This is a genomic window from Acinetobacter sp. KB005 (genome assembly GCF_049949095.1).
Taxonomy (GTDB): domain Bacteria; phylum Pseudomonadota; class Gammaproteobacteria; order Pseudomonadales; family Moraxellaceae; genus Acinetobacter; species Acinetobacter calcoaceticus.
This window is the reverse complement of the sequence record NZ_CP188191.1, coordinates 1,471,580-1,490,964: the sequence shown is the minus strand read 5'-3', so window position 1 is coordinate 1,490,964 and position 19,385 is coordinate 1,471,580. Positions and strand designations below refer to the sequence as shown.

The 19,385-nt window shown below is 39.0% G+C and carries 17 protein-coding genes; 11 read left to right on the top strand and 6 right to left on the bottom strand.

All coding sequences use genetic code 11. From position 1 onward, the window contains the following. Nucleotides 1–105 precede the first annotated feature (105 nt). From ACPF64_RS07265 to ACPF64_RS07245, 5 genes are all read left to right on the top strand, one after another. Nucleotides 106–879, top strand: a complete 774-nt coding sequence (locus ACPF64_RS07265) for an SDR family oxidoreductase (protein WP_426455905.1) — start codon at nucleotides 106–108, stop codon at nucleotides 877–879. Between the two features lie 514 nt (nucleotides 880–1,393). Further along, nucleotides 1,394–2,707: a COG3014 family protein gene (locus tag ACPF64_RS07260; RefSeq protein ID WP_426456116.1), complete on the top strand. Its 1,314-nt coding sequence runs from the start codon at nucleotides 1,394–1,396 to the stop codon at nucleotides 2,705–2,707. Nucleotides 2,708–2,726: 19 nt separating this feature from the next. After that, a complete protein-coding gene (locus ACPF64_RS07255) occupies nucleotides 2,727–3,137 on the top strand; it encodes a YcfL family protein (RefSeq protein WP_426455904.1) in 411 nt (136 codons plus the stop codon). Nucleotides 3,138–3,201: 64 nt separating this feature from the next. Then, the gene (gene lpoB / locus ACPF64_RS07250) at nucleotides 3,202–3,804 is read left to right on the top strand and encodes a penicillin-binding protein activator LpoB (RefSeq protein WP_056482767.1); all 603 of its coding nucleotides are present in this window, start codon (nucleotides 3,202–3,204) and stop codon (nucleotides 3,802–3,804) included. A gap of 71 nt (nucleotides 3,805–3,875) precedes the next feature. Next, complete coding sequence (locus ACPF64_RS07245; protein WP_426455903.1) at nucleotides 3,876–4,880, top strand: CsgG/HfaB family protein; 1,005 nt, start codon at nucleotides 3,876–3,878, stop codon at nucleotides 4,878–4,880. 42 nt (nucleotides 4,881–4,922) lie between these two features. On the opposite strand, the gene ACPF64_RS07240 is transcribed toward ACPF64_RS07245, so the two are convergent. Genes ACPF64_RS07240 through cysM form a run of 4 tightly spaced genes read right to left on the bottom strand, consistent with a single transcriptional unit; the run spans nucleotide 4,923 to nucleotide 10,424 of the window. Further along, nucleotides 4,923–7,229 carry a RelA/SpoT family protein gene (locus ACPF64_RS07240; protein ID WP_003655013.1) on the bottom strand — a complete coding sequence of 769 codons (2,307 nt, stop codon included), beginning with the start codon at nucleotides 7,227–7,229 and terminating at the stop codon, nucleotides 4,923–4,925. Between the two features lie 30 nt (nucleotides 7,230–7,259). After that, nucleotides 7,260–8,651: a 23S rRNA (uracil(1939)-C(5))-methyltransferase RlmD gene (rlmD, locus tag ACPF64_RS07235; RefSeq protein WP_426455902.1), complete on the bottom strand. Its 1,392-nt coding sequence runs from the start codon at nucleotides 8,649–8,651 to the stop codon at nucleotides 7,260–7,262. Nucleotides 8,652–8,660: 9 nt separating this feature from the next. After that, nucleotides 8,661–9,479, bottom strand: a complete 819-nt coding sequence (locus tag ACPF64_RS07230; RefSeq protein ID WP_426455901.1) for a 3'-5' exonuclease — start codon at nucleotides 9,477–9,479, stop codon at nucleotides 8,661–8,663. Nucleotides 9,480–9,491: 12 nt separating this feature from the next. Then, nucleotides 9,492–10,424, bottom strand: a complete 933-nt coding sequence (cysM, locus tag ACPF64_RS07225) for a cysteine synthase CysM (RefSeq protein WP_004641224.1) — start codon at nucleotides 10,422–10,424, stop codon at nucleotides 9,492–9,494. A 172-nt stretch (nucleotides 10,425–10,596) separates the two neighbouring features. Here cysM and ACPF64_RS07220 point away from each other — a divergent pair, with 172 nt between their 5' ends. The 6 genes from ACPF64_RS07220 to ACPF64_RS07195 all read left to right on the top strand — a co-directional run bounded on the left by ACPF64_RS07220 (nucleotide 10,597) and on the right by ACPF64_RS07195 (nucleotide 17,532). Further along, nucleotides 10,597–13,404, top strand: a complete 2,808-nt coding sequence (locus ACPF64_RS07220; protein WP_056482776.1) for a GacS-like sensor histidine kinase — start codon at nucleotides 10,597–10,599, stop codon at nucleotides 13,402–13,404. A 94-nt stretch (nucleotides 13,405–13,498) separates the two neighbouring features. Continuing rightward, nucleotides 13,499–14,287, top strand: a complete 789-nt coding sequence (locus tag ACPF64_RS07215) for a crotonase/enoyl-CoA hydratase family protein (protein ID WP_004641220.1) — start codon at nucleotides 13,499–13,501, stop codon at nucleotides 14,285–14,287. An 11-nt stretch (nucleotides 14,288–14,298) separates the two neighbouring features. Then, nucleotides 14,299–15,168 carry an NAD(P)-dependent oxidoreductase gene (locus ACPF64_RS07210; RefSeq protein WP_426455900.1) on the top strand — a complete coding sequence of 290 codons (870 nt, stop codon included), beginning with the start codon at nucleotides 14,299–14,301 and terminating at the stop codon, nucleotides 15,166–15,168. A 13-nt stretch (nucleotides 15,169–15,181) separates the two neighbouring features. Beyond that, on the top strand, nucleotides 15,182–15,976 hold the full coding sequence (locus ACPF64_RS07205; RefSeq protein ID WP_426455899.1) for a hydroxypyruvate isomerase family protein: 795 nt from the start codon (nucleotides 15,182–15,184) through the stop codon (nucleotides 15,974–15,976). A gap of 81 nt (nucleotides 15,977–16,057) precedes the next feature. Beyond that, on the top strand, nucleotides 16,058–16,459 hold the full coding sequence (rsfS, locus tag ACPF64_RS07200) for a ribosome silencing factor (RefSeq protein ID WP_003654998.1): 402 nt from the start codon (nucleotides 16,058–16,060) through the stop codon (nucleotides 16,457–16,459). A 251-nt stretch (nucleotides 16,460–16,710) separates the two neighbouring features. Beyond that, entirely contained in the window at nucleotides 16,711–17,532 is an 822-nt protein-coding gene (locus tag ACPF64_RS07195; RefSeq protein ID WP_426455898.1) for an SDR family NAD(P)-dependent oxidoreductase, read from the top strand. Between the two features lie 62 nt (nucleotides 17,533–17,594). Here ACPF64_RS07195 and ACPF64_RS07190 read toward each other — a convergent pair whose 3' ends face one another. Both ACPF64_RS07190 and ACPF64_RS07185 read right to left on the bottom strand, forming a co-directional pair. After that, complete coding sequence (locus tag ACPF64_RS07190) at nucleotides 17,595–19,049, bottom strand: NAD(P)(+) transhydrogenase (Re/Si-specific) subunit beta (RefSeq protein ID WP_017391250.1); 1,455 nt, start codon at nucleotides 19,047–19,049, stop codon at nucleotides 17,595–17,597. A 12-nt stretch (nucleotides 19,050–19,061) separates the two neighbouring features. Further along, the gene (locus ACPF64_RS07185) at nucleotides 19,062–19,376 is read right to left on the bottom strand and encodes a proton-translocating transhydrogenase family protein (RefSeq protein WP_003654992.1); all 315 of its coding nucleotides are present in this window, start codon (nucleotides 19,374–19,376) and stop codon (nucleotides 19,062–19,064) included. Nucleotides 19,377–19,385: the final 9 nt, after the last annotated feature.

Here is a 19,385-nt window from a genome sequence, read left to right as displayed (position 1 = left end):
CTCAAGTTTAAAAAGTCGGTCAGTAAAACTAAGATCTTAATTTGTTATGATCAAAATCAAAGCGATTAAATCAGTCGCACTATTGTACTGACAAAGAGAAAAAAGATGAGATACAGTATTCTGATTAGTGGTGCCGCTCAAGGTATTGGGGCTGAAATTGCACGCGTATTTTACAAACAAGGATATAAAGTAGGCATTTATGATATTAATGAATCGCTTGCTCAAGAATTGGCAAACGACTTAGGGCCAAATGCCCGTGCCGGCTATCTGGATGTAAGTGATTACAATCAGTGGCAACATATATTAAAAGAATTTACTAAATGGGCTGGCGAACTCAACATCTTAGTAAATAATGCAGGTATTTTATATTCTGGTGCATTTGAAACGACTGATATTAAAGCTCACCAAAGAACAATAAATATTAATGTAAACGGTGTTATCAATGGCTGTCACGCGGCCCTACCTTATTTAAAGCAAGCGTCTTTTGCACGCGTTATCAATCTCTCTTCAGCTTCTGCAATTTATGGGCAAGCTGATTTGATTTCTTACTCAGCCAGTAAATTTGCTGTTCGCGGAATTACTGAAGGTTTAGATGTGGAATGGAAAAAATATGGTATTCGCGTTTTAGATGTGATGCCGCTATTTGTGCAAACTGCAATGGTTAACAATATGGATGCAGGTACAATTCAAAATATGGGGGTAGATTTAACTCCAAATGATATTGCTCAACAGGTGCTTTCACTTGTAGAGAAAAAGGCTCATTTCTGGACGCCAACTCACACTCCAGTTGGCATAAAAACCAAACTGCTTTACCAACTTTCAACTTTAAGCCCTCAGTTTTTAAACCGACTTACTAACATTTATTTATCGAGAAAATAATCCAATATAAAAAAGGCTGTCATTTGACAGCCTTTTTATTAAAAATATATTCATAATACAATAATTAAAAATACTAAAATTTAAGTTATTCTAAATCTAAAGCTCAAATAAAAATAAATAAAAGCAGCAACTGATTAAAAAATCTAAAAAAACAAAACATAAATATTAACAAAAACCAACCACTTCAATTATTTAAATTTACAAATTCATTTAAATCTAAATAAAATTTCAAATACACTTCAATAGTTAAGATTCAAATTATTATAAAAATTTAATTAGATGATTTATCAAACAAATAAACACTTAAAATATAAAACTTCAAAAACATTCAATGCTATATGACACAAGACTTTGCGGTTATTTTTCAATAGAATACATAAAACTAATAATAAATAAAATTATTGAAATACTCATCTTATAAAATTATAGTTCGTTTATTTTTGTAAACTTATGGGTGTTTTTTGTGACAAATTCTCTAATAAATAAACAATCACAACTACACAAAAAATTTCTTATCACTGCTCTATTCAGCAGTCTTTTTCCTATCGCTCACGCTGGTTTTTTTGATGATTACAATCAAACAGCTCAAAGCTTCCGTGCAAATATCAACCAACCCATTCCAGAAGAAACTCATAAGTTTTTAGATAAAAAAGTCAAAAGCAGTGATGCAGCACTCTACCTACTTGAAAAAGCTCGTTTGCAACAAGCTAATCATCAGTATGAAGAAAGCAAACAATCCTTTGAAGCTGCGTTTGCTCTGTTAGAACAAAGGAATAATAAAGCAAAGATCAGTGCTTCAGAACTTGGATTTAAAGCTCTTTCACTTGTAAGTAATGACAGCATTATTCCCTATAAAATCCCTGAGTATGAGCAAGTTTTGGCTCATGTATATCAAGCAATTAATTTTATAGCTCTTAACAATGCAGAAAGTGCTGGTGTAGAAATGCGCATTGCACAACGCATTCAGCGTGAAATTGAACTCGCTCATATAAAAGAAGCGGAGAAAGCTAAAGAAAAAGCTGGCTCCGATACCGATCAAAACTTCGATGAAGCTTTTGCTGGCTTAGATACAATCGCTGGGAAAGTTAAAAATACATATCAAAATGCTTATGCATTTTATATGGCAGCTACTCTTTGGGAGGCTCTTGGGGAAGAAAATGACGCCCTAGTTGATTTCAAAAAAGCTTACGAATTACAACCTAATGATTTTATTAAAAATGATGTCAAACGTTTAGACACTTCCTCTAATAAGAAATCTCAACAATATCCAGTTTTAATTTTTTTAGAACAAGGTTTAGTACCGCAAAAAATTCCTAACACGCTAGCTTTGCCTACTCCAAATGGCTTAGTCAATATTTCTTTTGCTAGCTATAACCCTGCAACCTACACAAGCCCCTCCAATCTTCAGGTGTTTGTAAATGGCAGACCTGTAACAAATACTTCGACGTTAACTGATATAGGTGCATTAGCTGTAAAAACACTAAAAGAAAATGTAGCAGCTAATATGGCCTCACAAATTGCACGTACGACAGCAAAATATATGGTGCAAAAAGAACTTGGGAACAGACTCGGCGCTATTGGTCAAATCGCTGGAAATATTTATAACACAGCTTCTGAAAAAGCTGATGTCCGTGCGTGGAACACTTTACCAAGTAACGCTCAAGTTGCTCGTCTCACTTTACCAACAGGCACTCATACGATCCAACTAAAGAATGGCTATATGACTCAAGAACTCAATATTAATGTAAAACCAAATCAAACAGTGTTCATTCATGGCATTGAAGCAAATCAAGAAATTTTAACCGATAGTTTTGCTATTACTCATTAATGATTAAAGGATCTTCAAAATGAAAAAGGCCGTAATTTATTTAAGCCTATTCTCAATTACATCCGTATTTTTTACGGGTTGTACAGCTCCAAATGCTATGCAAACAAAAACAGATATCGTAACAGGTAAAAGTACTGTCCGAACTCAGACAAGCAACCCTGTTTTAGCTACTCGCATTGGTGTTAGTAGAGTCAACATGACTACTTTAGGTGATATCAAACGTGCCTCACTTGCATTAAAGAATGGTTGGTTCTATGCCCAAGACTTTCAATACAAAGTTGTATGGTTTGATGCAGATGGAACTGAAATTAATCCAGAAGGCGCTATTTGGAAGCCGATTAGTTTACAAGGTCGTGAAGTTAAAACCATTCAATCTGTTGCTCCCAACCCTAGTGCGGTCGATGTATTAATTTACATGAAAAAAGATTAATTTTTTTAAATTTTCTTAACCTAAATTCACAACATTATTTAAAAGATAGATACAGGACATTTTAATGAAAATTAAATCACTATTCATGATTACAGCAATGAGTAGCGCTGCACTTTTTTCTGGCTGTGCTTCACAAACTGTTAGCTATGGTGATGCACAATCTGTTGAAACTTTAACAAAAGATTTTGGTTCGACGGACTTGCAGCAAATTGCAACAAAAATGGTAGATGACATGCTCGCCTTCCCACCAATTATTGACATGACAAAAAATCGTCGTCCTGTTTTATTTGTTGACAAAATTAAGAACAAATCTCAAGAGCATATCGATACAGAGTCTATTACAGATACGATTCAAAACCGTTTAATCAATTCAGGAAAATTCCGCTTTGTAGACATGACTTCTGTGGGTGCAGTAGCAGACCAGATGGCGTATCAACAACGTAGCGGAATGGTAGATAAACGTACTGCTGTACAGTCTGGCTCACAGATTGGTGCTGAGTATATGCTGAATGGTAACTTATCTAGCATCGTTAAAAACTCAGGCGGCAAAAGTGATGTTTACTATAAATTCACTTTAAAACTATTGAATTTAAAAACTGGAATCGTTGAGTGGACCAGTGAAAAAGAAATCCGCAAATCTGCAAAAAAATCAACTTTCGGCTTATAAGCTTTTCTAGTTAATTCCTTTATAGCATGGCACTTATCGGTTGCTATGCTATATAAATAAAAAGAGCCTTTATGAGAAAAATATTTTGTGCAGTACTATTAAGTCTTACTGCCACCTCTAGTTTTGCCGCGTTACAAGAAGTTATGAAAGAAGCTTCAGGTAGTGGGCCAACTCAGCAACAAGCTATTGCAGAAGCTTTACTTACTGCGGCTCAATCTGTGAATGGAACAAAAGTAAGTTCACAAATGGGGATGGCTGAAGAAGTTAATATGGTTATGACAGATCACCACTGGTCATATCAAGGCAAAAGCTCACCTATGTTTAGTGTCCAAACCGAATCATCAGGTGCCATTAATCGCTTTCAAGTTCTTAGTGTTTCTGGTTCAGGCAAAAATTATAAAGCTCGGGTTCGAGCCTATATTAGTAAATATCAATCAAATGTAGCTGATCAACATTTACGAAGAATGGCGGTTTTTCCTTTTCAAGTTGTTGAGTCAAAATTTAACTTAGCATCGGGTGAAGACCCATATGAGTTTGTGCAAGAAGTCGCGGACCTAATTGGTACGCAAATGGCAAATTCACGACAACTAAGCTTAGTAAGTCGAGATTATATTGAAGAAATGGCAAGTGAAAATGCATTCCTCTCTTGGGATGGTGCGCCATCAGAAATGGCAAGAATTGCCCAAAAAGTAGGTGCAGACTATATTCTCGTCGGTAGAATTAATGAAGCACGTACTGTTCAGGGTCAATCTTTTTACGGTGCAGTTCCTGCTGAACGTGATGCAATTAAACTTAACTGGCGTGTAATCGAAGTAAATACAGGCAAAATTGCAGCCGCTGGTTCTATTAAGCAACCACCGCAAGCAAATGTTGGTAATTTAGTCACACAAGATACCCCACCTTCTAGTACCGAAATTTTCGCAGATCAAGTGGTCAATGATGTATTACATGGTTTATCTTTGAAATCAAATCACTATTCTCAAAACCAAGATAGTTTTGAGAATCAGGTGAATTCTTCGCCATTATCAGATGCAGATCTTCCTCCAGGTTCTAGCGAAAAACCAATTCACTGGTAAATTAAAAAGGCTGTCATTTGACAGCCTTTTTACTCAATTTATTTAAACACCTTGAATCATGCGTCGCGCACTAATAATCCCAGGTTGCTGCTCTAAGCGTGCCAATAAGCGAGAAAGCTGTGCTAAACCCTTAACCTCAATTAACAACTTCATATTGGCAATACCATCTGCCTCAGAAATTGTATTAACCTGACGAATATTGATTTGGTCAGAGAAAATCACTTGAGTTAAGTCTTTAAGCAGACCACGACGATCATAAGCTTCAACTACAATTTGAACACTTTGACCACGCGTTGGCTGCATTTCCCAATCAGCTTCAACAGCACGCTCTGGTTCCTGCTTAATCATACGCTGATAATCTGAACAAATGACTTTGTGGATACTGACACCACGGTTCAAAGTAATATATCCAGCGATTGATTCACCATGCACGGGCTGACAGCACTGAGCAATGTGCAGCTCTACATTGTCTAAACCATCAATTAAAATTCCATGAGCCGACAATGTATGGCTAGCACGTGGATTTAATGCTGGTTTAAGCACTAGTTCAGGTTCATCCTGATCTAGATGCATTTGGCGGTTCACCTGATTAATCAAGGCATGTAAGCTAATATCACCGCTTACCAGACTCACCAAAATGTCATCACCTGTTTTTACATTAAAATGTGATGAATAATCATTTAGGTCGATACTTTTTGGGTGAATCGCTAGACGAGCTAACTCTTTATTAAGAAGTTCACGGCCAACTTCAAGATTTTTACTACGATCTTGTTGTCTAAACCAATGACGCAGCTTGTCACGGGCACGAGAGGTTTTAATATAACCTAAAGAATTCACCAACCAATCTCGGTTTGGATCACGATCTTTTTTAGTTAAAATCTCAACCTGTTCGCCAGTTTTTAAAGTATAGGTTAATGGCACATAACGCTGGTTAACTCGCGCTGCGTAACACTTGTTCCCTACTTCTGTATGCACATGATAAGCAAAATCTAAAACTGTCGAGCCACGTGGCAATTCCTTAATGTCACCATCACGACTGAAAACATAAATCTTCTCAAAACCTTCAAAATCTTGTAGTTGATCAAAGCCTTCTGTTTCATCTTCGTTTTGATGTACTGTCGTTTCATTGCGTTCTTGATAGTGCTCTAAAACGGCACGCAACGAATGCAAACGATGGTTAAAGGAATGGTCTGTATTCTTTGAACCTTCTTTATAGTTAAAGTGCGAACATACGCCTAACTCTGCTTCGTCGTGCATCTCATGAGTACGAATTTGTACTTCAAGCGATTTATTTTCGGCAATTACAGCAGTATGCAAAGAGCGATAACCATTTGCTTTTGGGTTGGTAATATAGTCATCAAACTGATGCGGAATATGACGCCAGATTTGATGAACAATACCCAAAGAGTGGTAACACTCGGGGACACTATTGACCAACACACGTAGGGCACGAATATCATAGAGCTGATCAAAACTCAGGTTTTTGCTTTTCATTTTTCGATAAATCGAATAAATGTGCTTTGCTCGACCTGTGATTTCTGACTCGATTCCGTAAGACGCCAACTCATTTTTTAAACGATCAATCACGAACTGAATATAATGTTCACGCTCTAAACGTTTTTCATTCAGTAATGATGCAATTTCTTTATAACGATCTGGAGCTAAATAGCGAAAAGCGAGATCTTCAAGTTCCCATTTAAGCTGAGCAATACCGAGTCGATGTGCCAATGGCGAATAAATAGTAAGAATTTCACGTGCTACACGTTCTTGACGTTCACGAGAGGAATTTGCCAGCTCTCGTAAAGAATAGGTACGTTCAGCAAGTTTAATTAAAACAACACGAACATCTTCGGTAACCGAAATCAGCATTTTATAAATGCCACTTAAATGTTCTCGTTGATTGTTATTGAAGTGGTCTTCTAACCGCTTATTTTTTTCAATGAGTTCAGAGAGTTTACCCATTGCCAAAGCGCCTTTGACAAGGTTATAGACCTGATCTCCAAATTTCTTTTTTACTTCTTCTATATCAGTAATGTCTTCACGCACACTACGATAGAGCATAGCTGCCGATAGAGTATCTTCATCTACATGGAGATGTGCCAAAATGTCGGCCATTCCAACGCCAGTAGCGAAAGTATTGGACCGATGATTAACCGTTGATTCTAACTCTTTTTGCAGGGTTTCATTCGCAACCTTTTCAAGCTGTTCAAGCTTCGCCCCATCTAATATTTCACGCACTCGATCCAACCATGAGGCTAAACCGATTTGCGTTTCGGCGGCATGCTCTACAGTCGTTTCCTCGGACAACTCAGTTAGTTGTTCAGGTAACTGTTCACGTACTGTGACCATACCATTCTCCTCAATATGTAACTCATGTTTTTAATCGTTTATCTCTTGAATTTTTTCAAATAGTGCAATGGATTCAACATGTTCTGTGTGCGTAAACATGTCCATCACCGCTGCTTTTTTTAACTGGTAACCATATTGGACCAAAACACCTGCATCCCTTGCCAGTGTAGCTGGATTACATGATACATAAACGATTCTTTTTGCTCCAAAATTTGATACATACTGCATAATTTCATATGCACCAGCACGAGGAGGATCAATCAATAATGCATCAAATCCTTGATTTGCCCAAGAATGATGCGAAAAATCTTTTGTTAAATCTTGTGAAAAGAAGGTTGCCTGCACCAAACTATTGCATTTTGCATTAGCTGTTGCCCGTTGAACCATTTCTTCACTCCCTTCCACACCAACAACTTGCCCACTCTCACCGACACATCGTGCTAACGGGAGTGAGAAATTGCCTAAACCACAAAATAGATCAAGTACTTTTTCACCTGGTTGCAATTGAAGCAATTCACATGCCAATTGGACCATTTGTTCATTTACTGTGGCATTGACCTGCGTAAAATCCAATGGCGAAAAAGCAAAATTTACATTAAACCTCTCTAAAGCATAATGTAAACGTAAAGCACCTTTTTCATCATCAATACGATGAATACTTTCAGGACCCTTAGGTTGCAAATACAACTGCCACCCCTTTTCTAACGCAAATTGCTTTAATTGGTTGACATCAGAATTGTTTAATTTTTCTACATGACGAACCAATAAAGAAATTTCATGATCACCTTTTGCTAATTCTACATGACCAATATGTGCTTTGCCTTTTAGACTTTGGAGTAAAATACGCAACTCAGGCAAACTATTTGATAAATTTTTATCCAAAACGCTACAACTATGAATAGAAGTTAAACGATTACTATGATGTTCACGAAACCCCATAATTAAGCGATCTGGCTTCGGCAAATAGCGCACACCAATTCGTGCTCGACGGCGATAATCACTTTGTAAAGACCGAATCGGCTCTAGCCACTGTTCAGGTTGAATACCTGCAAAATGCTGTAAATGTGATTGAAGTACACTTTGCTTTAAACGGATTTGTTCATCAGGATGGATATGCTGCATGCTACAGCCACCGCAAATACCATAATGAGGACAAACTGCATCTATACGATGAGTTGACGGTTCTCCTAACAACTGCACCATCTCAGCTTCTTCAAGACGCTTTGCTTGATGGGTAATCTTGGCCTTTACAGTTTCTCCGGGCAATGCATAACGAATAAAAACTTTCTTGCCATGCTTATCTGCGGGATGATCAGGATGAGAACCATAATGCGCAATTCCCCGCCCCTCATGAGAAAGTGTTTCAACCTGAAAAATATATTCAGGTTGTTGGGGCTTGCGAGATTTGGCTTGTTGTTTCAAAGGATGAACCTAAAAATCTGAAGGATTAAAATAATGTGAAGTAAATTCAGTATGTTTTGAGGTACGTTCCCATACTTCAAGAAAATCTGCTTGCTGAGGAATATTTTTCAAGTAATCAATACTAGAGTTTACCCAATCATTATGCTCATCTACAGTTAATTGTCCTTTTAATAACAACCAACGTATATAGACGAACCATGTATTAAGTACATCTCCTTCACAATAGCTGGTCAGTTTTAACCACTGCTGCGTACGGACATATTCCGGCACATGATAACCCGACTCACCGCGCTTACCCGGCAAACCTAAAATGCAGGCAATATCATCAAGTTTTTGAAAATTACGCCCGTTAAACATTGCCATCACATCCATTAAATCAATATGACGGTGGTGATAACGGTTTTGGTAATTATTAAAACGCTTTTGGCTATCAATCTCACCTTGATCAAACAAGCCCGGTGCAGAAAGCCCATGATACATGGCACGGAATAGAATGACGGGTAAATCAAATTGCGAGCCGTTCCAACTCACTAAAGTCGGATGACGTTTATCAAAAATTGACAAGAATTTCTGTAAAATTTCGGCTTCAGAATAGTTTTCCCGACTAAAAGAAAATAATCTAAAACCTGACTCATCAATCCATAGACCAGAAATACAAACAATTTCATGCAAAGGTAAGCGCTGAAAATCCATGCCTGATTCTTGACGGCGCAGTTTAGTCAACGCTTGCTCTACATCAGCCTCTGGCAAATCAAGATGATATAAATGCGCTCCCGCTTTTAAATCAGTTAAAGTTTCAATATCAAAAACTAAGGTTGGGAAACGCATTATTTCTCTCAATTATGAGTTATCGTCCTGTACTGAAAACAGTCCTGTAGACAAGTAGCGGTCGCCACGGTCACAGATAATGCAAACAATAACAGCATCTGGATTTTCTTCTGCAATCTTGATGGATGCCCATACTGCACCACCTGAAGATGTACCAGCACTGATGCCTTCCATACGTGCTAATTTACGCATAGTTTTTTCAGCATCAATTTGTGGAATATCAATAGTACGATCCACACGGCTACTATCAAAAATAGTAGGTAAATATTCTTTTGGCCAACGGCGAATACCAGCAATACTTGATCCATCTGCTGGTTGTAAACCGACAATCTGAATATCTGGGTTTTGTTCTTTTAAATATTTAGAAACACCCATAATAGTACCGGTTGTACCCATTGAGCTTACAAAATGGGTAATTTTCCCACCTGTTTGTTTCCAAATTTCAGGGCCTGTCGTTAAGTAATGAGCTTCAACATTGTCGGGATTACCAAACTGATTTAAAACGTGCCCTTTACCGTCTTTTTCCATTTGCAAGGCTAAATCACGTGCACCTTCCATCCCTTGCTGTGGTGTTACTTCAATCAGCTCTGCACCATAAGCCAGCATCGCATCTTTACGCTCCTGACTCATGTTGTTCGGCATAATAAGTTTCATTTTATAGCCACGCATTGCAGCAACCATTGCCAAAGCAATACCCGTGTTCCCACTGGTTGCCTCAATCAAAGTGTCACCTGGCTTAATTTGACCACGTTTTTCTGCCTGCATAATCATGTTATATGCAGGACGGTCTTTTACAGAACCTGCCGGATTATTACCTTCCAATTTTGCTAAAACCGTCGCTTGCGTATGAGAAGCCAATCGCTGCAAACGAACTAGAGGTGTCTTACCTACATAGTGATCTAACAAAAATTCGTCGGCTAAAAAGTCAGGTTGTGTATTACTCATGATCAACACCTATATCGAGGTGGGCCTATTGTATGAAAAAATGCTCGGTACTGCACCCATTTCAATATGCTTTTTCATGAAAGCGATTAAAGCTCGGTCATTTATAAAATGCCGTCTGTTTTAAAATAAAGCGTGATAAGATGCCGTACAGAGAGATAAATCTGATGTAGCCATGTCTAATTTCAATAAAACCTTATCGAAACGCTTACGTCTGAATCATGCATATGGGCAATTGATTGCTCTAATTTTTGTGCCTATTATGATTTTAACAGGGGTCGGTGCTTTTCTGGTTTTAACTGAAACGTCACATTCGGTAAAAAAACAACAGCTACATCACGCCTCAGCAATTTTAGCTCGCTATAATCAAATTGCGAAAGATTTGTATACGCTGGTCGAACTACAGCCCGATGAATACGATCATGCTCAGCACATCATGCAAAGCATGTTTAGCGAAAAAAATCTTAAACGCGCAGTACTCATCGATAACAACGGACAGACTTATTTAAGTATTGGTTATCGTGATAATCGTTATTGGCCTAGCTTTCCCAGTAGTAATAATTTTTTTGGTCCAATCTCTTATAACCACAACAATATTTATGGACTACAGATTAGTAATAAAGCTGGAAAAGCGCCAGTCTGGTTAGTGATTGAAATGGATAACCAGCCTTTAGAGTTGGCACGTTATCGCATTATGATTGCTCTCGTCATTACTGGATTAATGACCTTACTGCTACTTTTACTATGCTTGAATTTTTATTCTCGTCGCTGGATTGCGCCGATGTATGAAATTCGCATGCAGTTACAACGTCTAAATGCAGATACTCTAGACCAGCACCTAGTCATTAATAGTACTGGGGAGCTACGCTTACTACAGCGAGACATCGCAAACGTTGTTAAGCGATTGCACTTTAGCTTTTTGGAATTAAAAGAACACACTGAACAAACAGAAGAAGACTTACGCAGAACATTAGATACCTTAGAAGTTCAAAACATTACCTATCGTCAAGCACGTGACCAAGCGATTTCATCAAATCAGGCAAAGTCAGTTTTCCTTGCCAATATTAGCCATGAGCTTCGTACGCCTCTCAACAGTATTGATGGCTTTATTCATTTATTGCTTCGTCAGCAAAACTTAAATAATGAACAAAATCTTTATTTACAAACCATTCGCAAGTCATCTGCCCATTTATTGGCATTAATTAACGATGTATTAGATTTCTCAAAAATTGATGCGGGTAAGTTAGAGCTTGAAACAGCACCTTTTGATTTAGAAGAAGCCATTTTTGATGTCATGGATATGCTGTCTCCTTTGGCCGCTCAAAAACATATCGCCATGGCTTTTTACTATGCGGACAATATTCCACAACAAGTGATTGGTGATGCTTTACGCTTCAAGCAAATTCTGACCAACTTGATTTCTAATGCAATCAAGTTCACTCCAGATGGTGAAATTATTGTTCGTGTTCGTATGGAACATGATGATATTGGGCAATGTCTGCTACATTTTAGCGTTCAAGATAGTGGTATTGGCTTAAGTGGCACAGACCGTAAAAAATTATTTGAATCATTCTCGCAAGGCGATGCATCAGTTACACGTCAATTTGGCGGTACAGGTTTAGGCCTTGCTATCTCTAAACAGCTTGTTCATCTGATGCATGGTCAAATTGGCTTTGAGGACAATCAAGAACGTGCACCAACAGAAAAAGGCTCTACGTTCTGGTTTACCGCACAATTTGTGGTAGATGAAGATTACGAAATCGAACATCCGCACTTTGAGCATTTACAAGTGGTGTCTTATCTTGCTCACCCTGCTACAGCAAGTGTTTTACGTTATTACCTTGAAAACTACCATGTTCCTCATATCGAAACACAATCGATTCTAGACTTGTTTAGTCGCTTAAAACATCTCGATCAAAAAGATAATACATGGCTTATCGTTGATCATAGCGGTGATACCGAAGCGTTATTAAAAGAAATCCGTAGCCGTTATCAAGGTAATTTAGCCGTCTATGGTTATCAAATGACCCTTGAGCCAAACATGCTCAGTGAATATCGCGCTCGCCCTCTCTATCAACCATTAAGTCGAAGCGGACTCATTCAATTATTAAGCAACCAACCTATTTTTGAAGAAGAACAGCAAGATTTTAATGGCCAGGGTTTACACATTCTGGCAGTAGATGACCATTTACCCAACTTAATTGTTTTAGAAGCTCTACTAGGCGAACTAAATGTTAAAACAACTAAAGCGTTAAGTGGTCAAGAAGCGCTTAACCTTATTCAAGAACGAATTGATCAGAAACTTAAACCATTTGATTTGGTGTTTATGGATATCCAAATGCCGGTTATGTCGGGCATCGATACCACACGTGCTATCCGTTCTTTAGAGTCAACGCTCGATGGAGAAATGCAGCTTCCAATTATTGCGTTAACGGCTCACGCCCTTGCCGATGAAAAGCAAAAGCTTCTTAAAGTAGGCATGAATGACTATGTCACCAAGCCAATTCAAATGGAGCAAATCATCCAGATCTTAACGCAATGGACTAAAAACAACTTTACAGCAAAAGCCATAGATAAAGACCACCACGTAGTTGCAGAAGCTTTAGACCCGCAAATTTTAAACTGGCAACAAAGTTTGCAACTTGCAGCAAATAAAGAAGACTTAGCACAAGATCTACTTAAAATGTTAGTTGATAGTTTTCCAACTGAGCTAGACGAAATGCAGCAGCTCATTGAGCTTGAAGACTTCCCTCAACTTGAGCATGTTTTACATCGCCTGTATGGTGCCACTCGCTATGTAGGTGCCCCGAAACTACAGCAAGTTACAGGTGACTTTGAACAATTTATTTCAACGCTACGTAAAGAACGCCGTATAGCAGATGAAGGCTTCATTGAAGAGGTTATACAGCGCTTTGATGAATTAGGTCTTGTCGTTAAAGAGGTAGAAAGTGCTGCTCATCAGATCTTGGTGATACCTGACTAACATATCTACCAAATAGGCATGACTGAGCTGTCATGTTTCCAGATTACAGCCATGTTATGCTCCGTTCATCTATAAAAAAAGAAGCGGGAATCTCATGGCACTCTTACGTATTGAAAAAAATAATGGCATTGCAACGGTATATTTAAACCGTCCAGACAAACGCAATGCGATGAGTTTTGCCTTATTAAAAGAGTTAGTTTCAACTGCAAAAGCAATTAAAAAGGATAGAGATATTCGCTGTGTTATTTTGACAGGCGAAGGAAATGTGTTTAGTGCTGGCATTGACTTATCTGACCTCAACAACCCCAAAAACTCTGCTTTTGCCATTTGGGAACTTGTAAAACCAGGACAAAGCCTTTTCCAAAAAGCATTTCTGACTTGGCAGAATTTACCTGTACCTGTTATTGCGGCACTAGAAGGATATTGTTTCGGCGCTGGCATGCAACTCGCCTTGGCTGCTGACATCCGAATTTCTCATCCAGAAACAAAAATGTCGATTATGGAAAGCCGCTGGGGTTTAGTTCCTGACATGGGACTTACTCGCTCATTAAAAGGTTTAATTAGCGTTGACCTTGCAAAAGAACTCACCTTAACGGCCCGTGTTTTTGATGGGAACTATGCAAAAGAAATTGGTCTTGTAACTCATTTAAGTGACACTCCTTTAGAGAAAGCAAATGAGATTGCATCTGAAATGTTGCAGCGCTCACCTGATGCCCTCACTGCGGCAAAACGTGTACTTGACGCAATGGAACATCAACCAGAAAAATCATTACGTCTAGAAAAAATCTGGCAACTTAAATTATTACTTGGTAAAAATAGCAAACTTGCTCGTAAAAAAGACAAACATCCGGAAGTTAATTTTTTACCACGCCAATATAAATAAGAGCTTAGATTATGAATTTTGATCGCAACACCCCTATTGCTTTTTTAGGCATAGGGCTTATGGGAAGTCGGATGGCAACCCGCCTTATTCAAGCTGGCTTTCAAGTTGCTGTTTGGAATCGAACCGTCTCTGCATGTGACGAACTTATTGATATCGGTGCACAAGCTTTAGAACTTTCAGATATTGGTGAATATCCAGTTATTTTAATCTGTCTGGCAGATGACAAAGCAGTAGAAGCAGTATTTGAGCAAATTCAGCCTAACTTAAAAGCTAAACAGGTTATTGTTGATTTCTCGAGTTTATCTGTTGCCGCAACGAAAACACTTGCTCAAGCAGCTACTACCCATGACGTCACATGGATTGACTCACCTGTATCAGGTGGGACAGCGGGTGCAGAACAAGGCACACTTGTCATTTTTGCAGGCGGTGATGCTCAAACTATTACAGAATTAACTCCTATTTATAATGTTCTATCCCAACGTGTGACTCGCATGGGAGATACAGGAACCGGCCAAGCCACCAAAATTTGTAATCAACTTATTGTTGCAGCAAACAGCGCTCTTATTGCAGAGGCTGTCGCACTTGCAGATCGAGCTGGTGTAGATACAACTTTGCTTGCTCCTGCCTTAGCAGGTGGATTTGCTGACTCTAAACCCTTTCAAATTCTAACCCCCCGCATGGCAACTCATACCTTTGAACCAATTCAGTGGAAAGTTCAAACATTATCTAAGGATCTTAACAACGCAGTAACATTGGCTAACAATGTTAATTTAGACATCCCAGTTGCACAAAAAGCTCTACTACAGCTACAAACTCACCAAAAAAATGGCTTTGCTGAGAAAGATTTAGCTACTATGATTCAATTAGTAGAGCAAAAATAAACGGAGTTTGAGTATGGGTCGTCTTGCAGTCAATTTATCCATGATTTTTACCGAAGTTCCTTTAATTGAACGCTTTGTTCTGGCGCATGCACAGGGCTTTGAATATGTAGAAATTCAATTTCCTTATGAATTGGCTATTTCCGATATTCAAACTCAACTCGAACGCTACAAACTTAGCCTCTGTCTAATCAATGTGCCTGCTGGTGATCTTATGCAAGGCGGCAATGGTTTAGCTGGCGTCCCCGGTCAAGAAACAGCTTTTCGTGAAGCATTAGAATTAGCAATTAGCTATGCCACTGCTTTAAAAGTTCCCTGTGTTAACATTTTGGCAGGGAAACAACCTCTAGATGCAGACCTACTTCCTTGTTTGAAAACATTAGCAGCTAATTTAAAACTTGCCTGTAACTTACTCAGTGAACACGGTATAGAACCCGTTTTTGAAATGATTAACGGTACAGATATGCCACGCTTTTTGGTGCAGAACATTGCGCAGGGACAAGAAATGCTAGAAGCGGTCAACCACCCTGCTCTAAAAATGCAATATGACTGCTATCACATGGCGATGATGGGCGAAGATGTACTTGAGGGTTTGCAAGAAAATATTAACTTAATTGGACACATTCAATTTGCTGACTGTCCGGGCCGTCATGAACCAGATACAGCCCAAATTCCTTATGAACAAATTTTTTCTTGGTTAAAGCAAAGCTCTTATCAAAACTATATTGCAGCAGAATATAAGCCTGAAAATACTTCAAATCAGTCATTTACTTGGAAGAAAAAGTATTTTTCGGATGATGTAAATATATAAACTGTTACGACTTCTGATTGAAATTTAGCGTGAAAACCACTATATTAGATAGTGAGTAATTGTCAGGAAAATATACCCTATATGAATTTAGAACCATCGCCCAGCGTGTCTAATTCTCACGATTTCGCAATGAACACCTCAAATAAAGACGTACAGACTTGTCTCAAAGTTGTTCATGACGCTTTAGTTGATGTAAAAGCAAAAGATATTCTCCAGTTAGATGTTAGCTCAATTAGCAATGTCTCTGATGCTATTGTAATTGCAAGTGGTACTTCTACTCGCCATGTCAAAGCACTCGCTGACAATGTTGCAGAAGAAGCTCGAAAAGCCGGTTTCCGCCCGATTGGCGTTGAAGGTGAACGAGATGCAGAATGGATCTTGATTGATCTCGGCTTTGTTGTAGTACATGTGATGCTACCAACAGCTCGTAAATTCTACGATTTAGAAAGCTTATGGCGTACCGCTCCAGAGTCGGTTGCCTAAAATTTTGCTTTTAAAAAAAGCGGCTCTTTTGAGCCGCTTTTTTAATTCTTTATAAAAAGTATGCCCCTTCATAAAGTGGTATTTATATTTTTTTAAATAACAAAATCTTTAAATTTCATCGAATGCCTTATTGGCCATTAAAAGCTAATCATCGCCCATTTTTAAATTTGACATGACAAATTGTCAGATTTGCAGCAATATACAAACTCTTGAAGTCCCCACCAATAAATAGCATAACCGGAGCACAGAAAGTGAGAATATTAATTACGGGCGCCAATACAGGTATTGGTTTCGCCACAGCAGAACAACTCGTTAAACAAGGGCAACATATTATTTTAGCGTGCCGAAATCCAGAAAAAGCTCAAGCTGCACAAAATAAATTACGCTCACTCAATCAAGGACAAGTCGATTTAGTTTCTCTCGATCTAAACAGTCTTGAATTAACTCGAAATGCAGCCGACGAGATTGCAGATCGCTATGGCAGCCTTGATGTACTCATTAACAATGCAGGATTATTTGCCAAAACCAAACAACTGACTGTCGATGGTTTCGAGCAGCAATTTGGCGTTAATTATTTAGGTCATTTTTTACTAACTCAAAAATTACTTCCAGTTTTACAACAATCTCCGCAAGCACGGATTATTCATCTCGCATCTATTGCTCATTGGGTGGGCTCCATTAAACCCAACAAATTTCGTGCAGAAGGTTTTTACAATCCCCTGTTCTATTATGGGCAATCGAAGCTTGCAAATTTATTATTCAGCAATGCTTTAGCAGAACAGCTAGCTGGAAGCTCAATTACCAACAATGCATTGCATCCGGGTGGTGTCGCTTCTGATATTTATCGTGACTTACCAAAACCAGTTTATGCAGCGATGAAATTAGGCTTAGTCCCAACCTCAGTTCCAGCAAATCTCATTACAGAAATGGCAACTAGAGATGCATGGCAGAATCGTAATGGTGAATATGTCAGTGCGCATATGCCAGACTGGAAATCTTCACACGCAAAAAACCAACAACTGGCACGTGACCTCTATCAACAGTCAATGGACCTTGTAGAAAAATTTCTTTAAACAAATAGGCCAAATAAAAAAGCCACCCGAGGGTGGCTTTTACAATCCTGTTTGAGGTCAGATTAGTGACCGCCACCATTGATTGCTTTAGTCATATCTTCAACAACTTTCTTAGCATCACCAAAGATCATCATTGTTTTTTCGTTATAGAACAAATCGTTGTCCAGACCTGCATAACCTGTTGCCATAGAACGCTTAATCACCATGATCGTACGTGCTTTATGTGCTTCAAGAATCGGCATACCATAAATTGGTGAAGTTGGATCATCTTTCGCAGCAGGGTTTACTACGTCGTTTGCACCAATTACAAGCACCACATCAGTTGCAGGGAAGTCTGAGTTAATCTCATCCATTTCCAAGATGTCTTCATATGCTACGTCTGCTTCAGCAAGCAATACGTTCATATGACCAGGCATACGACCAGCAACTGGATGGATCGCAAAACGAACGCGAACACCTTGCTCTTTTAGAATTTCACACAATTCTTTTACAGCATTTTGTGCACGACCTTGCGCCATACCATAACCCGGTACAATCACAACGCTGTCGGCATTTGACATCAAGAAACCAGCATCATCAGCAGAACCTGAACGGTGGTTACGCTGAACTTGCTCACCTTTAGCAGCTGTAGCAACCGCTGCGCCACCCATTGCACCACCAAACAATACATTGATGATTGAACGGTTCATTGCTTTACACATGATGTACGACAGAATCGCACCAGATGAACCCACGAGAGAACCCGCAACGATCAACATGTTGTTTTCAAGAGTAAAACCAATACCTGCCGCAGCCCAACCCGAGAATGAGTTAAGAAGCGATACAACTACAGGCATATCACCACCACCAACTGGTGCAATCCATACCCAGCCAAATGCAAGTGCAAGTGCTGTCATTGCCCAGAATGCAGTCATGTTGCCAGTGGTAAAGAAGTAGAAACCACAAGCCAACATCGCAATAAAGATAAGCGCTTGAACCGGTTTAACCCATGCACCAGAAATCGTTTTCGCCCATTTTTTTGCAGCCAATTTACCGTATGCAAATACAGATGCAGTAAAGGTAATCGCACCAACAAAACAACCTACGAACAATTCAAATAAGTGAACACTGCTCATGTGTACATGTTGCACACCAGCCGCGGTTAAAGCTGCCTCATTTTGAGCAAACAATTCAGTGAGTTGGTTGTTATGTAAAATTGCAGCAATTGCAATTAGGACAGCAGCCAAACCAACTAACGAGTGCATCAACGCCACAGTTTCAGGCATTTGAGTCATTGGCACAGTACGAGCACGCGCAATACCAACGATTGCACCCAACACCATTGCACCAACAATCATCCAGATGACTGGGTTATTCGCAACAAAGAAGGTCGTAACTACAGCAATCGCCATCGCGATCATACCGTAACGGTTACCTTGAATTGCTGTTTTAGGGCCAGACAAACCACGAAGCGTCAAGATAAAGAGAATTGCGCCTACAAGGTACAACCAATTTGCATTTGCTTGAATAAATTCCATGTCAAAGCCCTCTTATTTCTTTTGCTTAGGCTTGAACATTTCCAACATGCGTGCAGTTACTGCAAAGCCGCCGAAAATATTAATGCTTGCCAAAAATACCGCAATCGCACCCAGTACGCTCACCACATTCACACTTTGAAATGCAACGTTAGCATCTACACCCAAAATAGGCAGACCCACTGTTTGCAACATTGCACCCACTACAATAATAGATGACAACGCATTGGTTACCGCCATAAGTGGTGTATGTAAAGCTGGTGTAACACCCCAAACTACGTAATAACCTACGAAGATGGCAAGGACGAAAATTGTAATAGTTTCAACCATGAGAAATCT

Bases quoted from the DNA above. Each gene is read 5' to 3' on its own strand.
- ACPF64_RS07265 (WP_426455905.1), top strand. From the start codon at position 106: ATGAGATACAGTATTCTGATTAGTGGTGCCGCTCAAGGTATTGGGGCT.
- ACPF64_RS07255 (WP_426455904.1), top strand. From the start codon at position 2,727: ATGAAAAAGGCCGTAATTTATTTAAGCCTATTCTCAATTACATCCGTA.
- lpoB (WP_056482767.1), top strand. From the start codon at position 3,202: ATGAAAATTAAATCACTATTCATGATTACAGCAATGAGTAGCGCTGCA.
- ACPF64_RS07245 (WP_426455903.1), top strand. From the start codon at position 3,876: ATGAGAAAAATATTTTGTGCAGTACTATTAAGTCTTACTGCCACCTCT.
- ACPF64_RS07240 (WP_003655013.1), bottom strand. From the start codon at position 7,229: ATGGTCACAGTACGTGAACAGTTACCTGAACAACTAACTGAGTTGTCC.
- ACPF64_RS07230 (WP_426455901.1), bottom strand. From the start codon at position 9,479: ATGCGTTTCCCAACCTTAGTTTTTGATATTGAAACTTTAACTGATTTA.
- cysM (WP_004641224.1), bottom strand. From the start codon at position 10,424: ATGAGTAATACACAACCTGACTTTTTAGCCGACGAATTTTTGTTAGAT.
- ACPF64_RS07220 (WP_056482776.1), top strand. From the start codon at position 10,597: ATGTCTAATTTCAATAAAACCTTATCGAAACGCTTACGTCTGAATCAT.
- ACPF64_RS07215 (WP_004641220.1), top strand. From the start codon at position 13,499: ATGGCACTCTTACGTATTGAAAAAAATAATGGCATTGCAACGGTATAT.
- ACPF64_RS07210 (WP_426455900.1), top strand. From the start codon at position 14,299: ATGAATTTTGATCGCAACACCCCTATTGCTTTTTTAGGCATAGGGCTT.
- ACPF64_RS07205 (WP_426455899.1), top strand. From the start codon at position 15,182: ATGGGTCGTCTTGCAGTCAATTTATCCATGATTTTTACCGAAGTTCCT.
- rsfS (WP_003654998.1), top strand. From the start codon at position 16,058: ATGAATTTAGAACCATCGCCCAGCGTGTCTAATTCTCACGATTTCGCA.
- ACPF64_RS07190 (WP_017391250.1), bottom strand. From the start codon at position 19,049: ATGGAATTTATTCAAGCAAATGCAAATTGGTTGTACCTTGTAGGCGCA.
- ACPF64_RS07185 (WP_003654992.1), bottom strand. From the start codon at position 19,376: ATGGTTGAAACTATTACAATTTTCGTCCTTGCCATCTTCGTAGGTTAT.